General features: G+C 66.9%; 20 protein-coding genes. 1 reads left to right on the top strand and 19 read right to left on the bottom strand.

Annotated features, from left to right (window positions below):
* Positions 1–18: 18 nt before the first annotated feature.
* The 17 genes from M8A51_RS15935 to M8A51_RS15855 all read right to left on the bottom strand — a co-directional run bounded on the left by M8A51_RS15935 (position 19) and on the right by M8A51_RS15855 (position 17,644).
* Positions 19–207 (bottom strand): DUF2065 domain-containing protein, encoded by a 189-nt coding sequence (locus M8A51_RS15935; RefSeq protein WP_251779464.1) that lies wholly within the window; start codon positions 205–207, stop codon positions 19–21.
* A gap of 10 nt (positions 208–217) precedes the next feature.
* The gene (gene hflC, locus M8A51_RS15930) at positions 218–1,102 is read right to left on the bottom strand and encodes a protease modulator HflC (protein ID WP_251779463.1); all 885 of its coding nucleotides are present in this window, start codon (positions 1,100–1,102) and stop codon (positions 218–220) included.
* 37 nt (positions 1,103–1,139) lie between these two features.
* On the bottom strand, positions 1,140–2,408 hold the full coding sequence (gene hflK / locus M8A51_RS15925; RefSeq protein ID WP_251779462.1) for an FtsH protease activity modulator HflK: 1,269 nt from the start codon (positions 2,406–2,408) through the stop codon (positions 1,140–1,142).
* Positions 2,409–2,530: 122 nt separating this feature from the next.
* On the bottom strand, positions 2,531–3,778 hold the full coding sequence (gene hflX, locus M8A51_RS15920; RefSeq protein WP_259372022.1) for a GTPase HflX: 1,248 nt from the start codon (positions 3,776–3,778) through the stop codon (positions 2,531–2,533).
* A 58-nt stretch (positions 3,779–3,836) separates the two neighbouring features.
* Complete coding sequence (hfq, locus tag M8A51_RS15915; RefSeq protein ID WP_251779461.1) at positions 3,837–4,079, bottom strand: RNA chaperone Hfq; 243 nt, start codon at positions 4,077–4,079, stop codon at positions 3,837–3,839.
* A gap of 67 nt (positions 4,080–4,146) precedes the next feature.
* Entirely contained in the window at positions 4,147–5,490 is a 1,344-nt protein-coding gene (gene der, locus M8A51_RS15910; protein ID WP_251779460.1) for a ribosome biogenesis GTPase Der, read from the bottom strand.
* A gap of 30 nt (positions 5,491–5,520) precedes the next feature.
* Positions 5,521–6,672 carry an outer membrane protein assembly factor BamB gene (gene bamB / locus M8A51_RS15905; RefSeq protein ID WP_251779459.1) on the bottom strand — a complete coding sequence of 384 codons (1,152 nt, stop codon included), beginning with the start codon at positions 6,670–6,672 and terminating at the stop codon, positions 5,521–5,523.
* The gene (locus M8A51_RS15900) at positions 6,669–7,343 is read right to left on the bottom strand and encodes a YfgM family protein (RefSeq protein ID WP_251779458.1); all 675 of its coding nucleotides are present in this window, start codon (positions 7,341–7,343) and stop codon (positions 6,669–6,671) included. The genes bamB and M8A51_RS15900 overlap by 4 nt, the downstream gene beginning before the upstream one ends.
* A gap of 54 nt (positions 7,344–7,397) precedes the next feature.
* Complete coding sequence (hisS, locus tag M8A51_RS15895) at positions 7,398–8,708, bottom strand: histidine--tRNA ligase (protein ID WP_251779559.1); 1,311 nt, start codon at positions 8,706–8,708, stop codon at positions 7,398–7,400.
* Positions 8,709–8,774: 66 nt separating this feature from the next.
* Positions 8,775–10,058: a flavodoxin-dependent (E)-4-hydroxy-3-methylbut-2-enyl-diphosphate synthase gene (ispG, locus tag M8A51_RS15890; RefSeq protein ID WP_251779457.1), complete on the bottom strand. Its 1,284-nt coding sequence runs from the start codon at positions 10,056–10,058 to the stop codon at positions 8,775–8,777.
* Positions 10,059–10,091: 33 nt separating this feature from the next.
* Positions 10,092–11,000, bottom strand: a complete 909-nt coding sequence (locus tag M8A51_RS15885) for a helix-turn-helix domain-containing protein (RefSeq protein WP_251779456.1) — start codon at positions 10,998–11,000, stop codon at positions 10,092–10,094.
* A complete protein-coding gene (pilW, locus tag M8A51_RS15880; protein WP_251779455.1) occupies positions 10,993–11,811 on the bottom strand; it encodes a type IV pilus biogenesis/stability protein PilW in 819 nt (272 codons plus the stop codon). The genes M8A51_RS15885 and pilW overlap by 8 nt, the downstream gene beginning before the upstream one ends.
* On the bottom strand, positions 11,808–12,944 hold the full coding sequence (gene rlmN, locus M8A51_RS15875) for a 23S rRNA (adenine(2503)-C(2))-methyltransferase RlmN (RefSeq protein ID WP_251779453.1): 1,137 nt from the start codon (positions 12,942–12,944) through the stop codon (positions 11,808–11,810). Before rlmN ends, pilW begins: the two co-directional genes overlap by 4 nt.
* A gap of 40 nt (positions 12,945–12,984) precedes the next feature.
* Entirely contained in the window at positions 12,985–13,410 is a 426-nt protein-coding gene (gene ndk, locus M8A51_RS15870) for a nucleoside-diphosphate kinase (protein WP_251779452.1), read from the bottom strand.
* Positions 13,411–13,528: 118 nt separating this feature from the next.
* On the bottom strand, positions 13,529–15,379 hold the full coding sequence (locus M8A51_RS15865) for a pseudouridine synthase (RefSeq protein WP_251779451.1): 1,851 nt from the start codon (positions 15,377–15,379) through the stop codon (positions 13,529–13,531).
* Positions 15,369–16,367, bottom strand: coding sequence for an SMC-Scp complex subunit ScpB (scpB, locus tag M8A51_RS15860; RefSeq protein ID WP_251779558.1), 999 nt, complete (start codon positions 16,365–16,367; stop codon positions 15,369–15,371). Before scpB ends, M8A51_RS15865 begins: the two co-directional genes overlap by 11 nt.
* Before the next feature lie 281 nt (positions 16,368–16,648).
* The gene (locus M8A51_RS15855) at positions 16,649–17,644 is read right to left on the bottom strand and encodes an RluA family pseudouridine synthase (protein ID WP_251779450.1); all 996 of its coding nucleotides are present in this window, start codon (positions 17,642–17,644) and stop codon (positions 16,649–16,651) included.
* Positions 17,645–17,718: 74 nt separating this feature from the next.
* On the opposite strand from M8A51_RS15855, the gene M8A51_RS15850 reads away from it, so the two are divergent.
* Positions 17,719–18,516: an outer membrane protein assembly factor BamD gene (locus M8A51_RS15850; protein ID WP_407062246.1), complete on the top strand. Its 798-nt coding sequence runs from the start codon at positions 17,719–17,721 to the stop codon at positions 18,514–18,516.
* Between the two features lie 6 nt (positions 18,517–18,522).
* Here M8A51_RS15850 and M8A51_RS15845 read toward each other — a convergent pair whose 3' ends face one another.
* Positions 18,523–20,733 carry an ATP-dependent DNA helicase gene (locus M8A51_RS15845; protein ID WP_251779448.1) on the bottom strand — a complete coding sequence of 737 codons (2,211 nt, stop codon included), beginning with the start codon at positions 20,731–20,733 and terminating at the stop codon, positions 18,523–18,525.
* A complete protein-coding gene (locus M8A51_RS15840) occupies positions 20,730–20,933 on the bottom strand; it encodes a YdcH family protein (RefSeq protein WP_251779447.1) in 204 nt (67 codons plus the stop codon). Before M8A51_RS15840 ends, M8A51_RS15845 begins: the two co-directional genes overlap by 4 nt.
* Positions 20,934–21,019: the final 86 nt, after the last annotated feature.

Below are 21,019 nucleotides of genomic sequence, written 5' to 3'. Positions count from 1 at the left end.
AAGTTAGGAAAGGCGCACTCAAGACGCAAGCAGCCACAGCAACAGCAAGCCGCTCAGCAGGCTGGCGAGTCCCAGGAAGCGCAACTGGCCGTCGGTGAGCCGCAGCGCCTGCTCGAACACCCGCCGCCAGCTGCCCGGGCTCAGGAAAGGCAGCAGTCCTTCCAGAACGAACACCAACGCAACTGCCGTCCAGAGCACCTCGCTCATCGGGCGCGTGTCACTTGCGCGGTACTGGTGAGCCGCCGCGCATGGCCCGGAAGAAATCGTTCGTGGCCGGGTCGAGCACCAGCACGTCTGAACGGTTGCGGAAGCTCTGACGGTAGGCTTCCAGGCTGCGGTAGAACTGGGCGAACTGCGGGTCGCGGCCAAAGGCGCCCGCGTAAAGAGCTGACGCCTTGGCGTCGCCCTCACCCTTGATCTTTTGCGCGTCGCGGTAGGCCTGAGCGATGATGACGTCGCGCTGCCTGTCGGCGTCGGCACGGATCTGCTCGCCTTCGGCCGCCCCCGTCGAGCGCAGTTCGCTGGCCACGCGCTTGCGCTCCGATTCCATGCGCCGGTACACCGACTCGGTGATGTTGGTATGGAAGTCGACACGCTTGGTGCGCACATCCACGATCTCGATGCCGAAGCTCTTGGCGTCATCGGCCAAGCGCGCGTGCACCCCTTGCATGACTTGCTCACGCTGCGTCGCCAACACCTCGCGCACGGTGCGCTTCGTCACCTCTTCGTTGAAAGCAGCCTGGACGATCGGCGCCAACCGGATCTCGGCGTTGCGCATGTCGACGCCGTTGTTGCGAATGAACTGCCGCGGGTCGACGATGCGCCACTTCACCAGCCAGTCGATCACCAGGCTTTTCTTTTCAGCGGTAAAGATGGGGCGGGTTTCAGGGCTGTCGAGTGTCTGGATGCGGCGGTCCAGGAACACGACGTTCTGGAACGGCGGCGGCATCTTGACCTTCAGACCCGGGTCCACCACGACCTCCTTGATCTCGCCGAGGGCGTAGACCACTGCCGCCTGGCGCTGGTCGACGACGAACAGCGTCGAGCCGGCAATGACGACGAGCAGCAGGAAGGTCGAAACAATCAATCCGATGCGGTTCATGAGGAGCGCCTCTGTATCTTGGTCTTGTTCTGGCGGGTCAGCGGCTCTCGCGCTCGCGGCTGCGCTGATTGTCGCGTGAGCGGATGTCGCCCCCCGACGGCACTGCCGTGGGATCCGTCGACGCAGGCGAGGAGCCACCGGGCGGAGCGTAGGTGGCGCCGCCGTCGGTCCCTGCGGCCTGCTGCATCAGCCGGTCGAGCGGCAGATACAGCAGATTGCTGTTGCTGCGCGTGTCGATCAGCACTTTGGTCGCGTTCGAGTAGATCTGCTGCATGGTCTCGATGTAGAGGCGGTCACGGGTGACACCCGGTGCCTTCTCGTATTCGACCAACACACTGCGAAAGCGGTCTGCATCGCCCTCAGCTTGCGAAACGACGCGCGCCCGATAGCCCTCGGCTTCTTCCCGCAACCTCGAGGCGGAGCCCTGCGCACGCGGGATCACCTCGTTGGCATAGGCTTGCGCCTCGTTTTTCAGGCGCTCGCGGTCGGCCGTCGCACGGAAGGCGTCGTCGAAGGCAGATTGAACCTGCTCCGGCGGCTGCACGCTCTGGACGTTGACATTGGAAATCAGGATGCCGGCATTGAGCCGGTCGAGCTGGGCTTGAATGGACTTCACCAAGTCCGCGGCGATGGCATCACGCTGCTCGTACAGCACCGAATCCATCTGGCTGCGGCCGACGATTTCGCGCACGGCAGACTCGGCCGCCTGCACGACCGCGTCGTCAGGGCGGCGGTTCTCGAAGACGTACTGCTTCACGTCCTTCAGACGGTACTGCACGGTGAAGCGGATATCGACGATGTTCTCGTCCTGCGTCAGCATCGACGAATCGCGCAACCCTGTCTGCTGCACAACCGACGACGTGCCCACGTCCACGGAGCGCAGTTGCGTGACCGGCACCACTTCGTGCGACTGGAACGGATAGGGCATGCGCCACTTGAACCCCGCTTCGGCCGTGTGGCTGTACTTGCCGAAGGACATCACCACCGCCTGGTGACCTTCCTGCACGATGAAAAAGCCGCTGCCCAGCCAGATCAGCACGACGACACCGATGATCAGCACCGCTCCCAGGCCGGCGCCCTTCATGTCCGGCTGGAACGATCCGCCACCGTCCGGCCCTCCAGGACGCGAGCCACCGCCCTTGCCGCCGAACAGACCGGAGAGCTTGCGGTTGAAGTCGCGCCACAGCTCGTCGAGATCCGGCGGGCCGTCATTGCGGCCGCCGCCACCCGACCCCTGGTTGCGCGTGGGTTCGTTCTCTTGCGGCTCGATCCTGCGACCCCAGCGCGAGTCGTTGAGATTGAACATGCGCTGGGCGCCGCGGCTCGCGGTCGCACCGACGGCTCTCACGAAGGAGACGGCAACGTCCGACAGTCGCGCGGGAAAACCGCTGTCTGCGGGACCGGGGGTTGCGTGAGAGGTGCTTGTGTTCATGCTCGTGCAAAAGAAACGGAATTCTGCGTCGCGGCGTTGGAGTCTTGCGTCACGGCGATTTCTTGTGAACTGCCTTCGGTGGCGGAGGTTCCCTCGTCGGCATGACCGGCCAGCGCCGAGAACGCCCCCACTGCCGCCTGCGCAATGATATGGCGCAATTCATCCAGGCCCTCGCCCTTGGCCGCGCTGAGGAAGACACGTGGCACGGAGCGGCCGCCCTCGATCTCGAAGGCGTCCACGAGGTTGCGTGGCCGCTGCGTGGCCTCCAACGCGTCCAGCTTGTTGAACACCAGAAGCTGCGGCACCCGTTCAGCGCCGATCTCGTGCAGCACTCGCTGCACCTCGTCGAGCTGTTCACGCCAAGTCGAACTGGCGGCATCGACGACGTGCAGCAGCAAGTCGGCATCGGCGGCCTCCTGCAAGGTCGCCTGGAAGGCTTCGACCAAGGTGTGCGGCAGGTCGCGGATGAAGCCGACCGTGTCGGACAGAGACACGGAGCGCGCAGCTTCCGACAAATAGAGCTGGCGAGTGGTGGTGTCCAGCGTTGCGAACAGCTGGTCGGCCGCATAGGTGCGCGCCTTGACCAGTGCATTGAACAGCGTCGACTTGCCGGCGTTCGTATAGCCGACCAGCGAAACGCTGTAGGTGTTGTTGCGAGCGCGTGAGCGCCGCTGCGTGCTGCGCTGGCGCTTGACCTTCTCGAGCTGCAGCTTCAGCGCCTTGATACGCTGCCCGATCATGCGACGGTCGAGTTCGATCTGGGTTTCGCCCGGGCCACCGCGGTGGCCCACGCCGCCGCGTTGACGTTCCAGGTGGGTCCACCTGCGCACCAGGCGAGTGGAAAGATATTGAAGCCGTGCAAGCTCGACCTGCAGCTTGCCTTCATGGCTCTTGGCGCGCTGCCCGAAGATCTCCAGGATCAGCATCGTGCGATCGGCCACTGGCACACCGAGGTGGCGCTCGAGATTGCGCTGCTGCGCGGGCGACAGCGCCTGGTCGAACAGCACCGATGCAGCGTCATGTTCGCTGACCAGCAGCTTGATCTCGTCGGCCTTGCCCTCGCCGACGAACAGCGCGGCATCTGGGGCCTTGCGCCGCGCCGTCAGGCGGGCCACGGGCTCGTCGCCGGCCGATTCGGCCAGCAACGCGAGTTCGTCTAGGGTGGGGTCGAACGGCGAGCCGGGACCAAGGTCCACGCCCACCAGGATGGTACGGGGAAGGCTCTCGTTGTCGGAAGGAGTCAAAGTCTTTGCCGCCGCCAGGCGTTCGCATGGAGGGTCCGTCGCCGGACCCTCATGCACTTCAGTTGGAGTCGGCCGATTCACCGGCGTGGAAATTCACCGCCCGGCCGGGGACCACCGTGGAAATGGCGTGCTTGTACACCATCTGGGTCACGGTATTGCGCAAAAGCACCACATACTGATCAAAAGACTCGATGTGGCCCTGCAGCTTGATGCCGTTGACGAGGTAGATCGACACCGGCACGTGTTCCTTGCGCAGCAGGTTCAGAAAGGGGTCTTGTAAAAGCTGCCCTTTATTGCTCACGATATGCTCCGTGTTGAAAGTTTTGGAACCTGCACGTTAACACAGCCCTACAGGGGCCGGGTAAAAGTCAGGAATCCTTGTCCGTGAAGGGGTTGCGGGACGAACGCATCTCCACACGCAAGGGGGTGCCGACCAGCTTGAAGTGCTCGCGGAAGCGGCCCTCCAGGAAGCGCTTGTAGGCATCGGTGACGTGTTCCAGCGAGTTGCCGTGGATCACGATGATCGGAGGGTTCATGCCGCCCTGGTGTGCATAGCGCAACTTGGGCCGGAACATGCCGGCACGCTTCGGCGCCTGGAACTCCACCGCCTCGTGCACCAGACGCGTGAGCACCGGTGTGGACATCTTCTTGAAGGCAGAGGCATGCGCCTCGCTGATCGCCTTCCACAGCGGCCCGAGCCCTTGGCGCTTGAGCGCCGAGATATGCAGGATGGGCGCAAACTTCAGGAAAGCCAGCCGCTGCTCGATCGACCGCTGCAGCATCTGCCGCTGGTAGTCGTCCACCGCATCCCACTTGTTGACGGCCAGCACCACGGCGCGGCCGTTGTCGAGGATGTAGCCGGCGATATGAGCGTCCTGGTCGGTGACGCCCTGCGTCGCATCGAGCAACAGCACGACGACGTTGGATTCGGCGATCGCCTGGAGCGTCTTGACCACCGAGAACTTCTCGATGGCCTCGAACACCTTGCCTTTGCGGCGCAGCCCGGCAGTGTCGATCAGCTCGAAGCGCTGGCCGTTGCGCTCGAAAGGCACCGAGATTGCGTCGCGCGTCGTGCCCGGCATGTCGAAGGCGACCAGGCGCTCCTCACCCAGCCACGTGTTGATCAGCGTGGACTTGCCGACATTGGGCCGGCCAGCCACGGCCAGCCGGACGACAAGCGCGCGCTCTTCGTCCGATACGTCCTCGTCGGGCTCGTCGAACACGAATGGCTCGAGCGCAGTCTCGATCAGGCTGCGCACGCCCTGCCCGTGTGCGGCCGATACGGCCATCGGCTCGCCCATGCCCAGTTCGAAGAACTCGGCCAGTTGCGGCGCGTCTTTCATGCCCTCGGCCTTGTTGGCGGCGAGGATCACATGCTTGTTCACGGTCCGCAGGTAACGCGCGATGTCGTGGTCCTGGGCCGATAAACCGGCACGCACGTCGACGACGAAGACCACCGCGTCAGCCTCGGCCACGGCCTGGCGCGTCTGCTTGGCCATTTCCTTGACGATGCCGGTCGACGAATCGGGCTCGAAGCCGCCGGTGTCGATGACGATGAAGTCGTGCTCGCCGAGGCGGCCATCGCCATAGTGACGGTCGCGGGTCAGCCCGGCGAAGTCGGCGACGATCGCGTCGCGCGATTTCGTCATGCGGTTGAACAACGTCGACTTGCCGACGTTGGGCCGTCCGACCAGGGCGATGACGGGTTTCATGGAATCAGCCTCGATGCTGCGCCGCGGCAGTCACTGCGCCCGCAGCGCATGGACGCTGCCTGAGCTGGTCACGACGATGAGCAGACCGGCGGCCAGCACCGGCTGAGCGATGATGCGAGAACCGTCCGTCGCGACGCGCGCCAGCGGTGTACCGTCATGGGCCGACAGGAAGTGCACATAGCCTTCGGCGTCGCCGACAACGACGCTGCGCCCGACCGCAAAAGGCGCGCTCAGCCCTCGAAAACGGTAGCTCTCGACATTCCACGCCACCTCGCCGTCGGCACGTCGATAGGCGGTCACCTTGTCGGTCGCATCGACGCCGTAGAGGTGGCGGTCGTCCAGGGAGACGCCCAGCCCGCCGCTGCTCGTCTTGCTCCACAGCAGGCCGCCGCGCAGCGCGTCGACACAGCCGACAGCAGACTGGAAGGCACGCACGCACACCGTGTCGCCGTCGCGTCCCGCGGGCCCGACCAGGTCTGCCAACCGTTCCACCTCGTTGGTCCCGCGCGGAGACGCCACCGACGCTTCCCAGCGGACCGAACCGCGCAGGGGGTCGAGTCCCGCCAACCGCGGCCCTTGTCCGACCACCAGGGTGTCACGCACGGGCAGCAGCACACCCGGCTGCGACAGGGTCAGCGGGTCGCCGGGTCGGCGTTGCGTCCAGAGCTTGCCGCCGGCCTGGGCATCGTAGGCGTGCACGGAACGATCGGAGCCGTAGACGAACACGCGCTCGCCCGCGACCAGCGGCGCGGTGACGACGCGTGACCCGATGCGTTCGCGCCAGAGCAGCCTGCCCTGCTCCAGCACCGCGACTTCGTTGCCCTCGGTAACGACGGCCGTGAAGCGCCCATCGCTGCCGACTCCGGCAACGAGCGTCGCATCGATGTGGCCGCGCCAGCGCACTTTGCCGGTGGCAGCATCGAAGTGGACCACGCTACCGTCGCTGGCGGCGACGGTCACGCCGTCACCGGCCACCGCAACGCGCAGCGGCAGCTTGACGTCGCCGATGCGCTCGCTCCAGACCGTCTGCACGGGCATGGCGCTCGGCGCCGGCGAGATCAGAGGCGCCGGATCGGGCTTCTTCGGCGCGCTCGAACATGCCGCCAGCGCAAGCAACGCCACGGCCCCCACCAGGCGCACGACCGCGATGCGCCCACCCTGTCCCGCTGCGCGACCGTTCACTGCGTCACCTCCGAGGCGGGGGTCTCTGGTGCGGGCGCCTTGCCGAGCGCGGTCAGCTTGGCCTCGACCAGACGGCGGTACTCTGCGGTGGCCGGCATGCCCTTGTAGGCCTTTTCGTATTCAGCCTGCGCCTCGGCCTGCTGACCCTGCGCCAGGTAGACATCACCGCGGCGGTCGGCGGCCAGCGCCTCGAACTCCTTCGGCATCGAGCCAGACAGCCGTTTCAGCGCGTCGTCGTACGCTTTCTGATCGAGCAGCAAGCCGGCCAGGCGCAGCCGTGCGATGGCACCGTATGCATCCTGGCTCGCGTGGTCACTGACCCAGGCGAGCGCCGTGCGCGCCTCTTCGCTCTTGTCCTGGTCATGCAGCACCTTGGCGGCCAGCAGCCCCGCCTGCGCTGCGAAAACGGTGCGGGGATAGCGGTCTTTCAGATCATTGAAGGCGCGCAAAGCCTGGTCGGCGCTGTTGCCTTGCGCCGCCTTGTCGACTTCGTCGTACAGCGCGCTGGCCTTGACTGCCTGGTCCCGCTGCCACCAGTTCCAGCCGTTCCATCCGGCAAAGGCGGCCAGGACCAGGATCACCACCCAGGTGATCAGGCTGCCGTACTGCTTCCAGAAGTGCTTGATGTTCTCAAGCTGCTCTTGTTCTTCGAGGTCGAGTTGGGTGGCCATACAGGGCGTTCCAGAGAAAGAGGCGGGACCGCAGGACGCGGCCGAAAGGCGGAATTATGCGTCGAGCAGTTCGCGCGCCCAGGCGCCTGCATCGGCAATCGGCCGGATGACTTGGGGCGCGGCCGCGTCGCGCAGCGGTTTCACGGCCACCATGCCTTGCGCGACCTCCGCCTCGCCGAATACGAGTGCGTAGCGGGCTCCACTGGTGTCAGCCTTCTTGAACTGCGATTTCATGCTGCCGCCGCCGGCATGCATCTGCACCGACACCCCCGCGGCGCGCAGCGTTTCCAGCGCGGGCAGGATTTGCGGCATCTGCTGCGGCGACGGCACGACCGCATACGCGACCGGCGCAGCTGCCGGCACGGGCAACGCCAGCTCTTGAACCAGCAGAAGCAGCCGTTCAATGCCCAGACCGAAGCCTACCGCGGGCGCCGGCTTGCCACCCAACTGCTCAATCAGCCCGTCGTAACGGCCACCGCCGCACACCGTCCCCTGGGATCCGAGTTGATCGGTTACCCACTCGAACACGGTGAGGTTGTAGTAGTCCATGCCGCGCACCAGGCGCGGGTTCACGCGGTATTCGAGACCGGCTGCATCCAGCGCGGAACGCACCCCGTCGAAGTGCGCAAGCGAGGCGTCGCCGAGGAAGTCCATCAGCTTCGGCGCCGCTTCGATCAGCGCCTGCATTGCCGGATTCTTGCTGTCGAGAATACGCAGCGGATTGCTGTGCAGCCGGCGCTGTGAATCGGCGTCCAGTTGGACGGCGTGGCGCTCAAAGTAGGACACCAGCGCATCGCGGTGCTGCTTGCGCTCCTCCAGTTGGCCAAGGCTGTTGAGTTCCAGGCGGACATGCCGCCCTTCGAGCAGCCCCAACTCGCGCCAGAGGCTACGTATCATCAGGATCATTTCGGCGTCCACGTCGGGGCCCGGAAACCCCAACGCCTCCACGTCGAGCTGGTGGAACTGCCGGTAACGTCCCTTCTGCGGCTTCTCGTGACGGAACATCGGGCCCATGGTCCATACGCGCAGCGGCCCGTTGTAGAGCGCGTTGTGCTCGATCATCGCGCGCACGATGCCGGCAGTCGCCTCAGGGCGCAGCGTGAGCTTGTCACCGTTCATTGAGTCGACGAAGGAGTACATCTCTTTCTCGACGATGTCGGTCACCTCTCCGAGGCCCCGCACGAACAGCGCGGTCGGCTCCACGATCGGCATCAGCGCGTACTGGTAGCCATAGCGCGAGAGCACCTTGCGCACGGTAACCTCGAACCATTGCCACAGCGCGGAATCGGGCAGCTTCTCGGTGCGCGGCACGCTGGCCGGCAGGATGTCGTTCATGCCTTTGACGGCACGCAGGATTTCAGCCATGTCGTAGGCAGCCATGTGGGCCGCGTTGGAAGTTGGAAGGCAGGGACGGTCTCGGCGGCGCCTGGTTCAATGCGCGGCCGTGACGCTGCCATAGCGCCGCTCGATGTAATCCTCGACGATCTTCTGGAATTCCCGCGCAATGCCTTCGCCGCGCAGCGTCAACGCCTTCTCGCCATCGATGAATACCGGTGCGGCGGGGCTTTCGCCCGTGCCCGGCAGGCTGATGCCGATGTCGGCATGCTTGCTCTCGCCGGGGCCATTGACGATGCAGCCCATCACCGCGACCTTCATCGTCTCGACGCCGGGATAGCGCGCCTTCCACAGCGGCATCTGTGCGCGCAGGTAGTCGTCGATCTGCTTGGCGAGTACCTGGAACACGGTGCTGGTGGTCCGCCCGCAGCCCGGGCAGGCGGTCACGCTCGGCACGAACGCGCGCAGGCCCAGCGACTGCAGAATCTCCATGGCGACGACCACCTCTTGTGTACGCGCCTCGCCCGGCTGCGGCGTCAGCGACACGCGTATCGTGTCGCCGATGCCCTCTTGCAGCAGGATCGCCAAGGCGGCGGTGGACGCCACGGTGCCCTTGGTACCCATGCCGGCCTCGGTCAGGCCGAGATGCAGCGGATAGTCGCAACGCCGAGCCAGCCCGCGATAGACCGAGACCAGATCCTGCACGCCGCTGACCTTGCACGACAGGATGATCTGGTCGCCGTTCATGCCCAGCGCCTCGGCGCGGCGGGCCGACTCGATGGCCGAGGTGATCAGCGCCTGGTACATCACCTGCTGCGCGTCCCATGGCTTGGCACGGCCGGCGTTCTCGTCCATCAGTTCAGCCAGCAGCTCCTGGTCGAGGCTGCCCCAATTGACGCCGATGCGCACCGGCTTGTCGTGCCGCATCGCGACTTCGATCATCTGCGCGAACTGGCGGTCGCGCTTGTCGCCCTTGCCGACGTTGCCGGGGTTGATGCGGTACTTCGACAACGCCTCGGCGCAGCCGGGGAACTGCGTCAGCAGCGTGTGGCCGTTGTAGTGGAAGTCGCCGACCAGGGGCACGTCCACACCCATGCGATCGAGCTGCTCGCGGATCGCCGGTACCGCCTGAGCCGCCTCCGGTGTGTTGACCGTGATGCGCACCATCTCGGAGCCGGCCAGCGCCAACTCCTTGACCTGCACCGCTGTCTCGATCACGTCGACGGTGTCGGTGTTCGTCATCGACTGCACCCGCACCGGGGCGTCACCGCCGATCGTCACGATCCGCTCACCCCAGCGCACGACCGCCTGGCGCGCGCGCCTCGGCGCCGGGGACGCGGCTTCGGTGAAATGGTCGAGGTCGGGAGTGAGCGGCTGCATGGAATGGAACCTGATGGCGTACAGGCGTTGCGACTACTTGACGTCGAATCGCGCCACGTTGTCGCGCACGAACGGAGCGATGTCGAAGGGCTGGCCGCGCACGACGAGCTGCGTCGCTCCCGCGTTGCCGACACGCACGCGCATCGGGAAACTGCCGCTCAGCGCGAGCGTTTCGCCGGGAGCCACCAGACGCGACACCAGCACGCGGCCGTTCGCGTCGCGCACCTCCAGCCAGCTTTCGGCCGTTGTGCGCACGACCAGGGGGGCGTCCGTCGAAACGGGCGCTGCCGGCGCGGCAGACGTCGGTGCAGCAGCAGCCGCAGGTTCGGACGCGGCTTCCTGCAGCGGCGGGGCCACCACCAGCGGCGCGGAATGAACCGTCTCGGAGGCGGCTTCCGCCGGCGGCATCACCGGCACCGGCGTCGTGACGGTCGTCCCCTCGCCGCGGGGCGCAGCCGTTTCGCTGGAACCCCAGCCCTGCGGCAGCTTCAGCATCCCGGGTGGCAGCAGCCACAGCACGACCGCGGCGACGACGATCAGCAGCGGCAGCCACACCGTCGGTCGCGACAGCGCTGACAGCTTCACGCCGTCGCCCGCGCGCGACGTGCTGTCGCGGAAGGGCTGGTTCAGCCCGCGCGCAACGTGTTCGAGCTTGGACGGTGTGCCCGGCTCAGGCAGGCGCGCGAGCACCGGCACCGGATCGATCTTGAGGAAGCGACACACGGTCTGTGCCAGCGCACGCGCGAAGGTCGGATCGGGCAGTTCGTCGAAACGATCGGCCTCGAGCAGCTCGAGCTTCTGTATCGACACCTTGATCGACGCCGCCAACGCGGCGATGTGCACGCCATGCGCCAGCCGCGCGGCCTTCAGCATTTCGCCGGCGGTCTGCCCCCCTGCCGCCGTCTCGGCGGTCGACACCGTGCTGCGGTCCGCCTCAGTCATTGAACGCTCCTCGCTCGAACGCCGCGGCCTCGCGTGAATTCGGGTAGCGCCGCTTCAGCTGATTGCCGTAATCCATCGCGCCAGAGGTGTTGCCAATCTTGTGCTCGATGCGCGCGGCCAGCCACAGCGTCTCGGCGTTGGTGAACTGGGGCGAGTTGTTGACGCGACGGATATAGAAGCGCGCACGCTCGAGCTCGCCACGGCGATACAGCACGTCGGCGAGGTTGACCGCGATAGCGGGACTGGCAGGGTCGAGTTCGTAGGCCCGCATCAGGCTCTTCTCGGCCTCACCGAGTGCGCCGGCACGTGCCTGGCACACGCCCTTGACGAACAGCGTGCGTGTGGTGTCGCGGTATTGCGGCACGGCAAGCGTCGCGTCGAACTGCGCATACGCTTCGGGATAGCGGTTGCGCTGGCACAAGAACCAGCCATAGTTGTGCATCACGTCGGCATCGCGGCTGTCGAGCTGCAGCGCACGGCGAAAGCTCTCCTCGGCAAGGCGATCCTCGCTGAGGCTGGCGTAGATCAGGCCGCGCAGGTTGTAGGCCTGCGGCATCGAAGGATCGGCTTGCAGCGCCTGCTTGACTTCGTCCAGCGCGGTGGTCGCCTGGCCTTGTGCAAAGTACGCCGACGCCAGCTCCAGCCGGATGCGTGCGCGCTTCTGCGCATCGGTCTGGTCTGAAGCGGTGGGAATCTCGCGCGACTCGCCGGCCGACGGCGACGTCGCGCAGCCCGTTGCCAGCGCGCTCGCAACGATCCATGCGGCCAGATGCCATACCCCCCGGGACCCGGACCGACCCAACGTGATCATTTCGTCTCCTGCCGGCTCGAGCCGGTCGTTGCGTGGATGCGAATCGGCTGGCGCGTCAGACGCTGCTGCACGTTGGTGCGGTCCTGCACTTCGCCGGCCAACTGACCGCAAGCCGCGTCGATGTCGTCCCCGCGCGTCTTGCGAACGGTGGTGACGATACCAGCATCCATCAGCACCTTGGCAAAAGCCTGCACCTGCCCGCGCGAAGAACGCTTCAAGCCGGACGCCGGGAAAGGATTGAACGGAATCAGGTTCAGCTTGCACGACACGCGCCCCTTCAGCAACGCGACCAGCTCGCGAGCATGCCGCTCGGTGTCGTTGACGCCGTCGAGCATGCAGTACTCGAAGGTGATGAAGTCGCGCGGAGCGGTGTCCAGGTAGCGGTTGCAGGCATCGAGCAATTCGCTGGTCGGGTACTTGCGGTTCAGCGGCACGAGCTCATCGCGCAGCGGATCGTTCGGCGCATGCAGCGACACGGCGAGCGCCACCGGGCAGTCCTGACGCAGACGGTCGATCATAGGCACGACACCCGAAGTGGAAACCGTCACCCGGCGCCGCGAGAGCCCGTAGCCATGGTCGTCAAGCATCACACGCAGCGCTGGCACGAGCGCGGCGTAGTTCTGCAGCGGCTCGCCCATGCCCATCATCACGACGTTCGTGATCGCGCGCTCACCCGGTGCGAGCCGGAGGCGGCGGCGCAACTGGTGCTCCGCGTACCAGAGCTGCGCGACGATCTCGCCGGTCGTGAGATTGCGGCTGAAGCCCTGATGGCCCGTGGAGCAGAAGCGGCAGCCGACCGCGCAGCCCGCTTGCGAGGACACGCACAGTGTGCCGCGATCGTCCTCGGGAATGAACACCGATTCGACGGCGTTGCCGCTGCCGACGTCGAACAGCCACTTGACCGTGCCGTCGGCGGACGCCTGCTCGGTCAGTACCGACAGCGGCCGCACCTCAGCGGCACCGGCGAGTTTCTCGCGCAGCGACTTGGCGAGATCGGACATCTGCGAGAAGTCCGACGCGCCTTTCTGATGGATCCAGCGGAACAGCTGCGTGGCGCGGAAGCGCTTTTCGCCCAGCTGCTCGCAGTAGGCCGCCAGCCCGTCGAGATCGAAGTCGAGAAGGTTGGCGGCCACGTGCATTCCTCGTTCGAGGACGCGAAAGCTACAACCGCGCTCAGCGGCTGTAGACGTTCATGCCCGGGAAGAAGAAAGCCACTTCGACGGCAGCCGTCTCGGGGGCGTCGGAACCGTGCACGGCATTGGCATCGATGCTGTCGGCGAAGTCGGCGCGGATGGTGCCCTTCTCGGCCTTCTTGGGGTCGGTAGCACCCATCAGCTCGCGGTTCTTCGCGATGGCGTTGTCGCCTTCGAGCACCTGGATCATGACCGGGCCGGAGATCATGAAGTCGACCAGATCCTTGAAGAAAGGACGAGCCTTGTGGACAGCATAGAACTGCTCGGCCTCACCACGGGACAGATGCGCCATCCGGGCCGCGACGATCTTGAGACCCGCGCCTTCGAAGCGCGAGTAGATCTGGCCGATCACGTTCTTGGCCACGGCATCGGGTTTGATGATCGACAGAGTGCGTTCGACCGCCATGAAAGTTCTCCTGAATCAAGTACTTGGCAAAGCCTTCGATTGTAGCTCTCGAACCGGGGTTTTCCCCAGCCCGGCCCGCTAATTCCAATGGCTCGAAAGGGCATGAAGCCGTCGGGCCTCAGCGTCCCCGGCCGCCGCGCTTCGGGCCACCGCCACCGCCGAAGCCTTTGTTGCGGCCACCGCCTCCCCCGCCACCGCCCCCACCCTTGTTGCCATGGGTCTTGCGGTAGAACGCGTCGCCACCGATGTAACCGACGCTGGTCTGCATTGGATCGGGCTGGCGCGGAGTGTTGCCCGCCGCCTTGGCCTTGGTTGACTGCGCGAATCGCTTGTCGTAGGTCTGCTCCAGCGGGTCAGGGCCGGAATTGCCGCGGCCTCCGACCGGCCCGCTGCCCGCCGAACGAAAGCGTTTGTCGAATGTTTGCTGCAACGGGTCCGGCCCGGCGGGACGGCCGGGGCCCCGTTCCTTGCTGCCTCGACGGTCTTTGCCGCCGCCCTGCCGCTTGTTTCCACCCTTGGCGCCCCTGCCGTCGCCTTCGGCCGGACGAGTGACGTCGCCGCCGGCCAGGCGCCGGATGGTACGAACGTCGTTGTCTTCCAGCTCGACCCAGACGCCGCGCTTGAGACCACGTGGAAGCACGACCGTGCCGTAGCGGATACGGATCAGGCGGCTGACCGTCAGGCCGACGGCGTCGAACAGCTTGCGCACCTCACGGTTGCGCCCTTCGGTAATGATCACGCGATACCAGTGATTGGCACCCTCGCCGCCGCCATCCTCGATCGATTTGAAACTCGCCGGCTGGCCATCGATCTTGACCCCTTCGAGCAGCTTGGCGCGCGAACCGTCGTCCAGCGTGCCGAGCACGCGCACCGCGTACTCTCGCTCGACGCCGAAGCGCGGGTGCATCAGTTGGTTGGCCAGCTCGCCGGAATTGCTGAACAGCAGCAACCCCTCGGTGTTGATATCGAGGCGACCGACCGACTGCCATTTCCCCTGTTGCAATTTCGGCAAGCGGCGGAACACCGTCGGCCGGTTCTGCGGGTCGTCGTGCGAGACGACCTCGCCGGCCGGCTTGTGATAGGCCAGCACGCGGGGTGGCGGCGGCGCAATGCGCACCTTGATCGGTTTGCCGTTGACGCGCACTTGGTCACCGAAGGAAATGCGCTGGCCGATATGCGCCGGCTCGCCATTGACCGAGATGCGCCCCTCGAGGATCAATTGCTCCATGTCGCGTCGCGAGCCGATGCCGGCCTGGGCCAGCACCTTGTGCAGCTTCGGCGCGTCGGGCTCCGGCTGCAGCACGCGCTTGGCTGGCTGCGCTTCGGCGTCTTCCGGCTCGTCCTCGGTGTCGAAATGGCCGGCGAGCACCTCGGCGAAACGCTCCTGCACCGCCTGCTGCGCCGCCGGCGGCTGGCCCGGTTTCGGCCCCTTGCGACCATGTTGCGCGCCCCCAGCGCGGTCGTCGTTGCGGGCCTCCTGCGGGGCCTCGCTCGTGCCTCGCTCGCCCCGCTCGCCGCGGCGCCCACGCCGGTCGCGGCGGCGACGCGGGCCGCCTTCGTTGCCGGGCTCAGCAGCCGCTTCGTCCTCTGGCCGCGATGCCGCAATGGTCTGTGCGACCACCTCCGGCGACGCGGCGGCGTCCACCCCCACCATGGCGGCCGACGGCTCAGCCGGGAGCGAGGCCCGGGCCTCGCCCGCTTCCGCATCGACCGCCTGCTCAGCGGCCTGCGCAACCGGCTTGCGACGGCGCGGGGTCTTCTTCGCGGCTGGCGGGAGCGCTTCAGCTGGCGCGTCCTCGGCCGCCATGGCCGCTGCGGAACCTTCGGCCGAAGCTTCGCTCGGTGCCGGCACGGCCTTCGGCTTGCGAGGGCTGCGACGCTTCGGCTTTTCGCCGGCGGTCTCGTTGGGAGAGGCGACGGCGTTGTCCGGCTCGGGCGTCGAAGGCAGGTCGTGCGGATCAGAATTCATGGCGAGTCGCTTCAGGAGCGCTGGGGTCTTGGTCGTTCGGGTCGCTGCGGTCGTTCTCCGTAGCGGGTTCGGTCACGGCAATCTCGTTCGCCGATTCGTCTGCCACCGGATGCGGTTCGGCGTCTGGCTCGGAGCCCTCGGCGTGGGCGTATGAAACCGCCGGATCGGCAACGGGTTCGTCACCGGAGCCGGGAGGCTCGCCGGGGACCATGGAGGTCGCACGCACGATGGCTGGCTCGCCATGGTCGACGCTCTTGCCCGGCGCAACGGCGCCATCTTCGGTCGCCGCATCCGCTGACACCCGGACTCCGGCATCATCCGTGCCCAGCAGGTGCTCCTGCCCGGAAATGTCTGCGTCCGCGTCCGGCGCCGGCTCGACAGTCGCGGATGTTTCGCCGTCCGCGCCCGCCGCCTGTGCTGCGTCCAGCAGCGAAGCCTGCTCCGGCAAGCCCTCGGTGAGCAGCTCGGCGTGGATGGGCGCCCCTTCCAGGGCCGGCAACTGATCGAGCGAGGCAAGCCCGAGGTCGTCGAGGAATTGCTTGGTGGTTGCATACAGCGCGGGGCGGCCGGGCGCCTCGCGGTAGCCGATCGCATCGATCCAGCCCCGGTCTTCGAGTTGCTTGACGATCTGGCTGCTGACGGTCACGCCGCGGATGTCCTCGATGTCGCCCCGCGTGACCGGTTGACGGTAGGCAATGATCGCCAGCGTCTCCATCGTCGCCCGGGAGTACTTCGGCGGCTTCTCGGGGTTCAGGCGGTCGAGGTACTCGCGCATTTCCGGCCGGCTCTGGAAGCGCCAACCGGTCGACAGCGCCACCAGTTCGACCCCTCGGTCCTCCCAGTCGCGCGTCAGCTCGTCGAGCAGCATGCGGATCGTGTCGGCGCCGAGCTCGTCGTCGAACAGGGTCCGCATGTCGCGCAGCGGCAAGGGCTGGTGAGCACAGATCAGCGCGGTCTCGAGGACGCGCTTTGCATCCTGCGTGTTCATGGATAGTCGTTTGTCGTCCTCAACCGGGTCGTGCGGCCGGGCGCGCCTTGCGCAGAGGTTGCAGCGAGCGTCCAACGTGCCGCGCGCTGGTGCGTAAGGTCTGCGATGCGTGCCAGGGATCCGCCGCGACGCGCCAAGGCTGTTGGCGGTCGCCCTCGCCTCGCAAGGCCTGCCGGGTCTTTTCCGGATGGCTGCGGGCTGGCGGTGAATGAATACCTCGGCCCCATTGTATCCAAGCCTGACCCGCGGCGAGACACTTCTTGCCGAATGTGTCCCATGTGTCACACAGTCGCACCGGCCACGGTCGCCCACGCCAGAGCGAAATCGTCCGGTGGAGCCGCCTCGAAAGCCAGCGGCTCGCCCGTCACGGGGTGGGCCAGGCCGAGCCGGAATGCATGCAGCGCCTGCCGCTGCATGCCAAGCGCCGGTCGCCCGCCGTAGAGCGGATCGCCGATCAACGGAAACCCCCGCGCGGCCAGATGCACCCGGATCTGGTGCGTGCGTCCGGTGTGCAGCTTGCACAGCACGGCGGAACAGCCTTGCGACGCGGCCACCAGCACGACTTCGGTGCGGGCCGGCTTGCCGCCCGCGACGACCGCCATTCGGACCCGTGACTGCGGGTCGCGGCCGATGGGTGCCTCGATCGTGGCCAGCGCCGCTGGCTGACGAATCTCGCCCTGAGCCACCGCCAGATATTCGCGGCGCACCTCGCGCGCAGCGATCGCGCGCACCAGTTGCGTCACTGCCTCGAGGGTCTTGCCGACCACCATCAGGCCGCTGGTGTCCTTGTCGAGCCGGTGCACGACCCCGGCGCGCGGCAGACGGGCTGCAGCGGCATGATGGGCGAGCAGACCGTTGAGCAGCGTGCCGGACCAGTGCCCGGCCGCAGGATGCACGACCAGGCCGGCCGGCTTGTGCAGCACCAGCAAATGCTCGTCCTCGAAGCGAACGTCGAGCGGTATTGCCTCAGGACGGAACGCCCGGCTCTCGGGCGTCGGGCGCAACTCCACCACCACCCGCTGCCCCACGTGCACCTTGCGGCTGGCGGTCTGCGTGACACGCCCGTCGACCTGCACGCAGGCTTCATCGATCAGGTGCTGCAGGTGACTGCGCGAGAACTCGCCGGCGATTTCGACCAGCAGCTTGTCGAGCCGCAGCCCGTGTTGGGGGATGCCGACCTCGACCTCGCGCCGCTCGACCGCGGCCGCGTCCGGCTGATCCTCTTCGGCTTCGGTGTCCAAGCCCTCCGGTGCGCCGGGGCGATCAGGGGGAAGCATATAAAATCCGCGATCCTTCTTTGACGGCGGCAAAGCCTGCCGCCTGCGTGGTGCATATGGGTGATGTGAAACGGGTGCCTGGCGTGTCGATTTCCGCCTGGAGCGCCGTCCTCGCGCTGGCCTTGCTGGCAGGCTGCTCGACCACGGCCAAGGACGAGACGGCCGGCATGTCGAACGAGAAATTGTATTCAGAGGCACGCGACGAGGCCGCAGCGGGCAATTACGAGCGCGCGATCAGGTTCTACGAGCGCCTGGAAGGCCGCGCTGCCGGCACGCTGCTGTCGCAGCAGGCGCAGCTCGAACTGGCCTACGCCTACTACCGCGGCAACGAGAGGGCGCAGGCGCTCGCGACGCTCGACCGCTTCATCAAGCTGCATCCGGGCAGCCCGGCGCTCGACTATGCGCTGTACCTGCGCGGGCTCGTGAACTTCAACGACAACCTCGGCCTGTTCGGCAGTCTGTCCCGTCAGGACTTGTCCGAACGCGATCAGCAAGCCGCGAAAGAGGCGTACCAGTCGTTCAAGCAGCTGGTCGAGCAGTTTCCGGCCTCGACCTATGCCTCCGATGCGCGACTGCGCATGAACTACATCGTCAACTCGCTGGCGGCGTACGAGGTGCATGTGGCTCGCTATTACTACCGGCGTGGCGCCTATCTCGCCGCCGCCAACCGTGCCCAGGCTGCTGTGCAGGGCTACCAGGAGTCGCCGGCGATCGAGGAAGCGCTCTACATCATGGCGCGCAGCTACGAGCGCCTCGGCCTGACGCAACTGCGCGACGATGCGGAGCGCGTGCTGAAGACCAGCTTCCCGGACAGTGCCTACCTGACGCGCGGCTTCCAGGCCAAAGACAAGCCCTGGTGGCAGCTCTGGTGAACGGTTTCAAGCAGCGTCTTCGCGCAATCGGGTAAGCCACTCGAGCGCCTCGTCCTCCGAAGCGAGGCGTTGCATCGGCGGCAAGGCCGCGAGCAGGCGGCGGCCATAGCCCATGCCCACCATGCGCGGATCGCAAACCACGAGCAGGCCGCGGTCGCTCTCGGTGCGTATCAGCCGCCCCGCCCCCTGCTTCAATGCCACCGCCGCCTCGGCGACGAAATACTCGTTGAACGCATTGCGGCCCTCGCTCTCCAGCCGCTTCACCCGCGCCTCGACCAGCGGGTCGTTCGGTGGCGGAAACGGCAGTTTGTCGATCACGACACATTGCAGCGCATCGCCCGGCACGTCGATGCCTTCCCAGAAGGTCTGGGACCCGACCAGCACCGCACCGCGGCGCTGAGCGTCGGCGATCACTGGAACGCCGGGCCATGCGCTCAGATGCACCGCGTGAGCCGGGGCATGCTGCTCCAGAAAGCGCTGCATCAACTGCCGCTTCGGCGCTGCGCCCTGCACCAGTACGTCGATCGGCTGGCCTTCGGCCTCGAAGCGTTCACGCAGCTGGTCGCCGATCTGCTGCAGCGCGCGCAGGGTGGTCGTCAGCACGAAGGTGCGCCCACCGAGCGCTCCTGCCAGGCGGGCGGCCAACGCGGCGACTGCACGCGGATGCCCCGGCTCGTTCGGCTTCGGGAAGGTGCGCGGTACATAGACGCGCGCGTGCTCCGGGTAGTCGAAAGGGCTGCCGACGCGCAGCGTCTGCGCGTCGTCCAGCCCCGTCGGCTCGGTGAACCAGCTCAGCCTCTCGTCGTCGCCCAGCGTCGCCGAGGTGAACACCCAGGCCTTGGGCTGGGCCTCGATCTGCTCGCGCATGGTCTCGCGTATGTCCAGCGGTGACTCGACCAACCGTGCCTGCTGCGGGCTGATGTCGATCCAGCGCACCGAGCCGGTGGGTGCGTCCTTCAGGAAGGCGCTTGCGCGGCCTACCAACTGGTCGGCGCGCTCTTGCAGCTTGGGGAAGTCGGGAGCTGTCTCGCTGACCCGTTCGAGCGCGGCAGACGCCTCCCGGAGTTGACCGGCCAGCGATTGCAAGCCGTCAGTAAACTCTGGACGCCCGGCGCGTTCCTGCCAGCGCAGCTTGACAATGCCGCGCACGTCGCGCAATGGGCCGGCAGCCGACAGCCGCAGATCTCGCGCCGCGCGATCGCAGGCGCCGGCCAAGTCCGACCATGGCGCAAGCCCGCGGGCATGCTGGAGGCCCGCCGCCAGCATGTCGCGGCCGAAGTCGATCACCTGCGCCGTGCCGAGGGTCGCGCCGAGAAACTGCACGCCGGCTTCGGCCAGTTGGTGCGCTTCGTCGAAGATGACCACGTCGACGTTCGGCAGCAGCTCCGCCATGCCGGTCTCGCGCAGGGCCAGATCGGCGAAGAAGAGGTGGTGGTTGACGACCACGACGTCGGCCGCGAGCGCGTCTCGCCGGGCCTTCATCACATGGCAGTTTCGATAACTGGGACACTCGGAGCCGAGACAGTTGTCGCGTGACGACGTGACCAGTGGGATGACAGGCGAGCGGTCATCCAGCCCCTCGAGCTCCGCGAGGTCGCCGCTGCGCGTCGATTGCGACCATTGCTCGATCTTGGCGAGCGTGCGCACGGCGAAGCGATCAGGCAGCATCGCAGACTGTCTGGCCTGCTGCAGCCGGTGCACGCAGAGGTAGCTGCCGCGCCCCTTCAGCAGCGCCAGCTGCACGGGCATCTGCAACGCGTCGCGCACGTGAGGCAGGTCGCGCAGGAACAGCTGATCCTGCAAGCTCTTGGTGGCCGTGCTCACCAGCACCCGCCCGTCGGCCAACAGCGCCGGCACAAGGTAGGCGTAGGTCTTGCCCACGCCGGTACCGGCCTCGGCGACGATCGGGCGTCGGCCTTCGACGGCCCGGGAGATCTCGCGGGCCAGTTCGGTCTGCTGGCCGCGCTCTCGGTAGCCAGGGTCGGCGTGCGCCAGCGCGCCGTCGGCCGAAAATGCCTCCAGGACCGCCTGGACCAGCGGGCCGTCGGACGGCCGGGCGGCGCTGGTCGGAACACCCTGGGCGCTTTGCGCCTGTCCCTCCGAGAGGGATCTCGCGCCTTCGGACGGCCGGGCGGCGCTGGTCGGGACACCCTGGGCGCTTTGCGCCTGTCCCTCCGAGAGGGATCTCGCGCCTTCGGACGGCCGGGCGGCGCTCATGCAGGCTCTTGCGGGTTCAGTTGCGCCTCCAGGCGCGCGATCTGGTCGCGCAGCAGCAGGCGCCGCTTCTTCAGGCGCCGCAATGACAGTTCGTCCAGCGGGCGCTGGCCTTCGGTCTGGTCGATGAGGCAGTCTAGGTCGGCGTGCTCCATGCGCAGCTCGATCAGGCGCCGCTGCGGGGAATGCAGGTTTTCGTCCATGGAAGCCGGTGGGTGAGGAACCGCGCGGGCCCCGGGCGGGAATCCGAGGGGGCGGAACAGGGGGTGGCGTCGATTATAGTTTTGGT

Origin of the sequence: Caldimonas mangrovi (genome assembly GCF_023721835.1) — a bacterium.
Classification (GTDB): Bacteria; Pseudomonadota; Gammaproteobacteria; order Burkholderiales; family Burkholderiaceae_C; genus Caldimonas; species Caldimonas mangrovi.
Note: the sequence above shows the minus strand (reverse complement) of the source record. Positions and strands in the feature narration are given on the sequence as shown.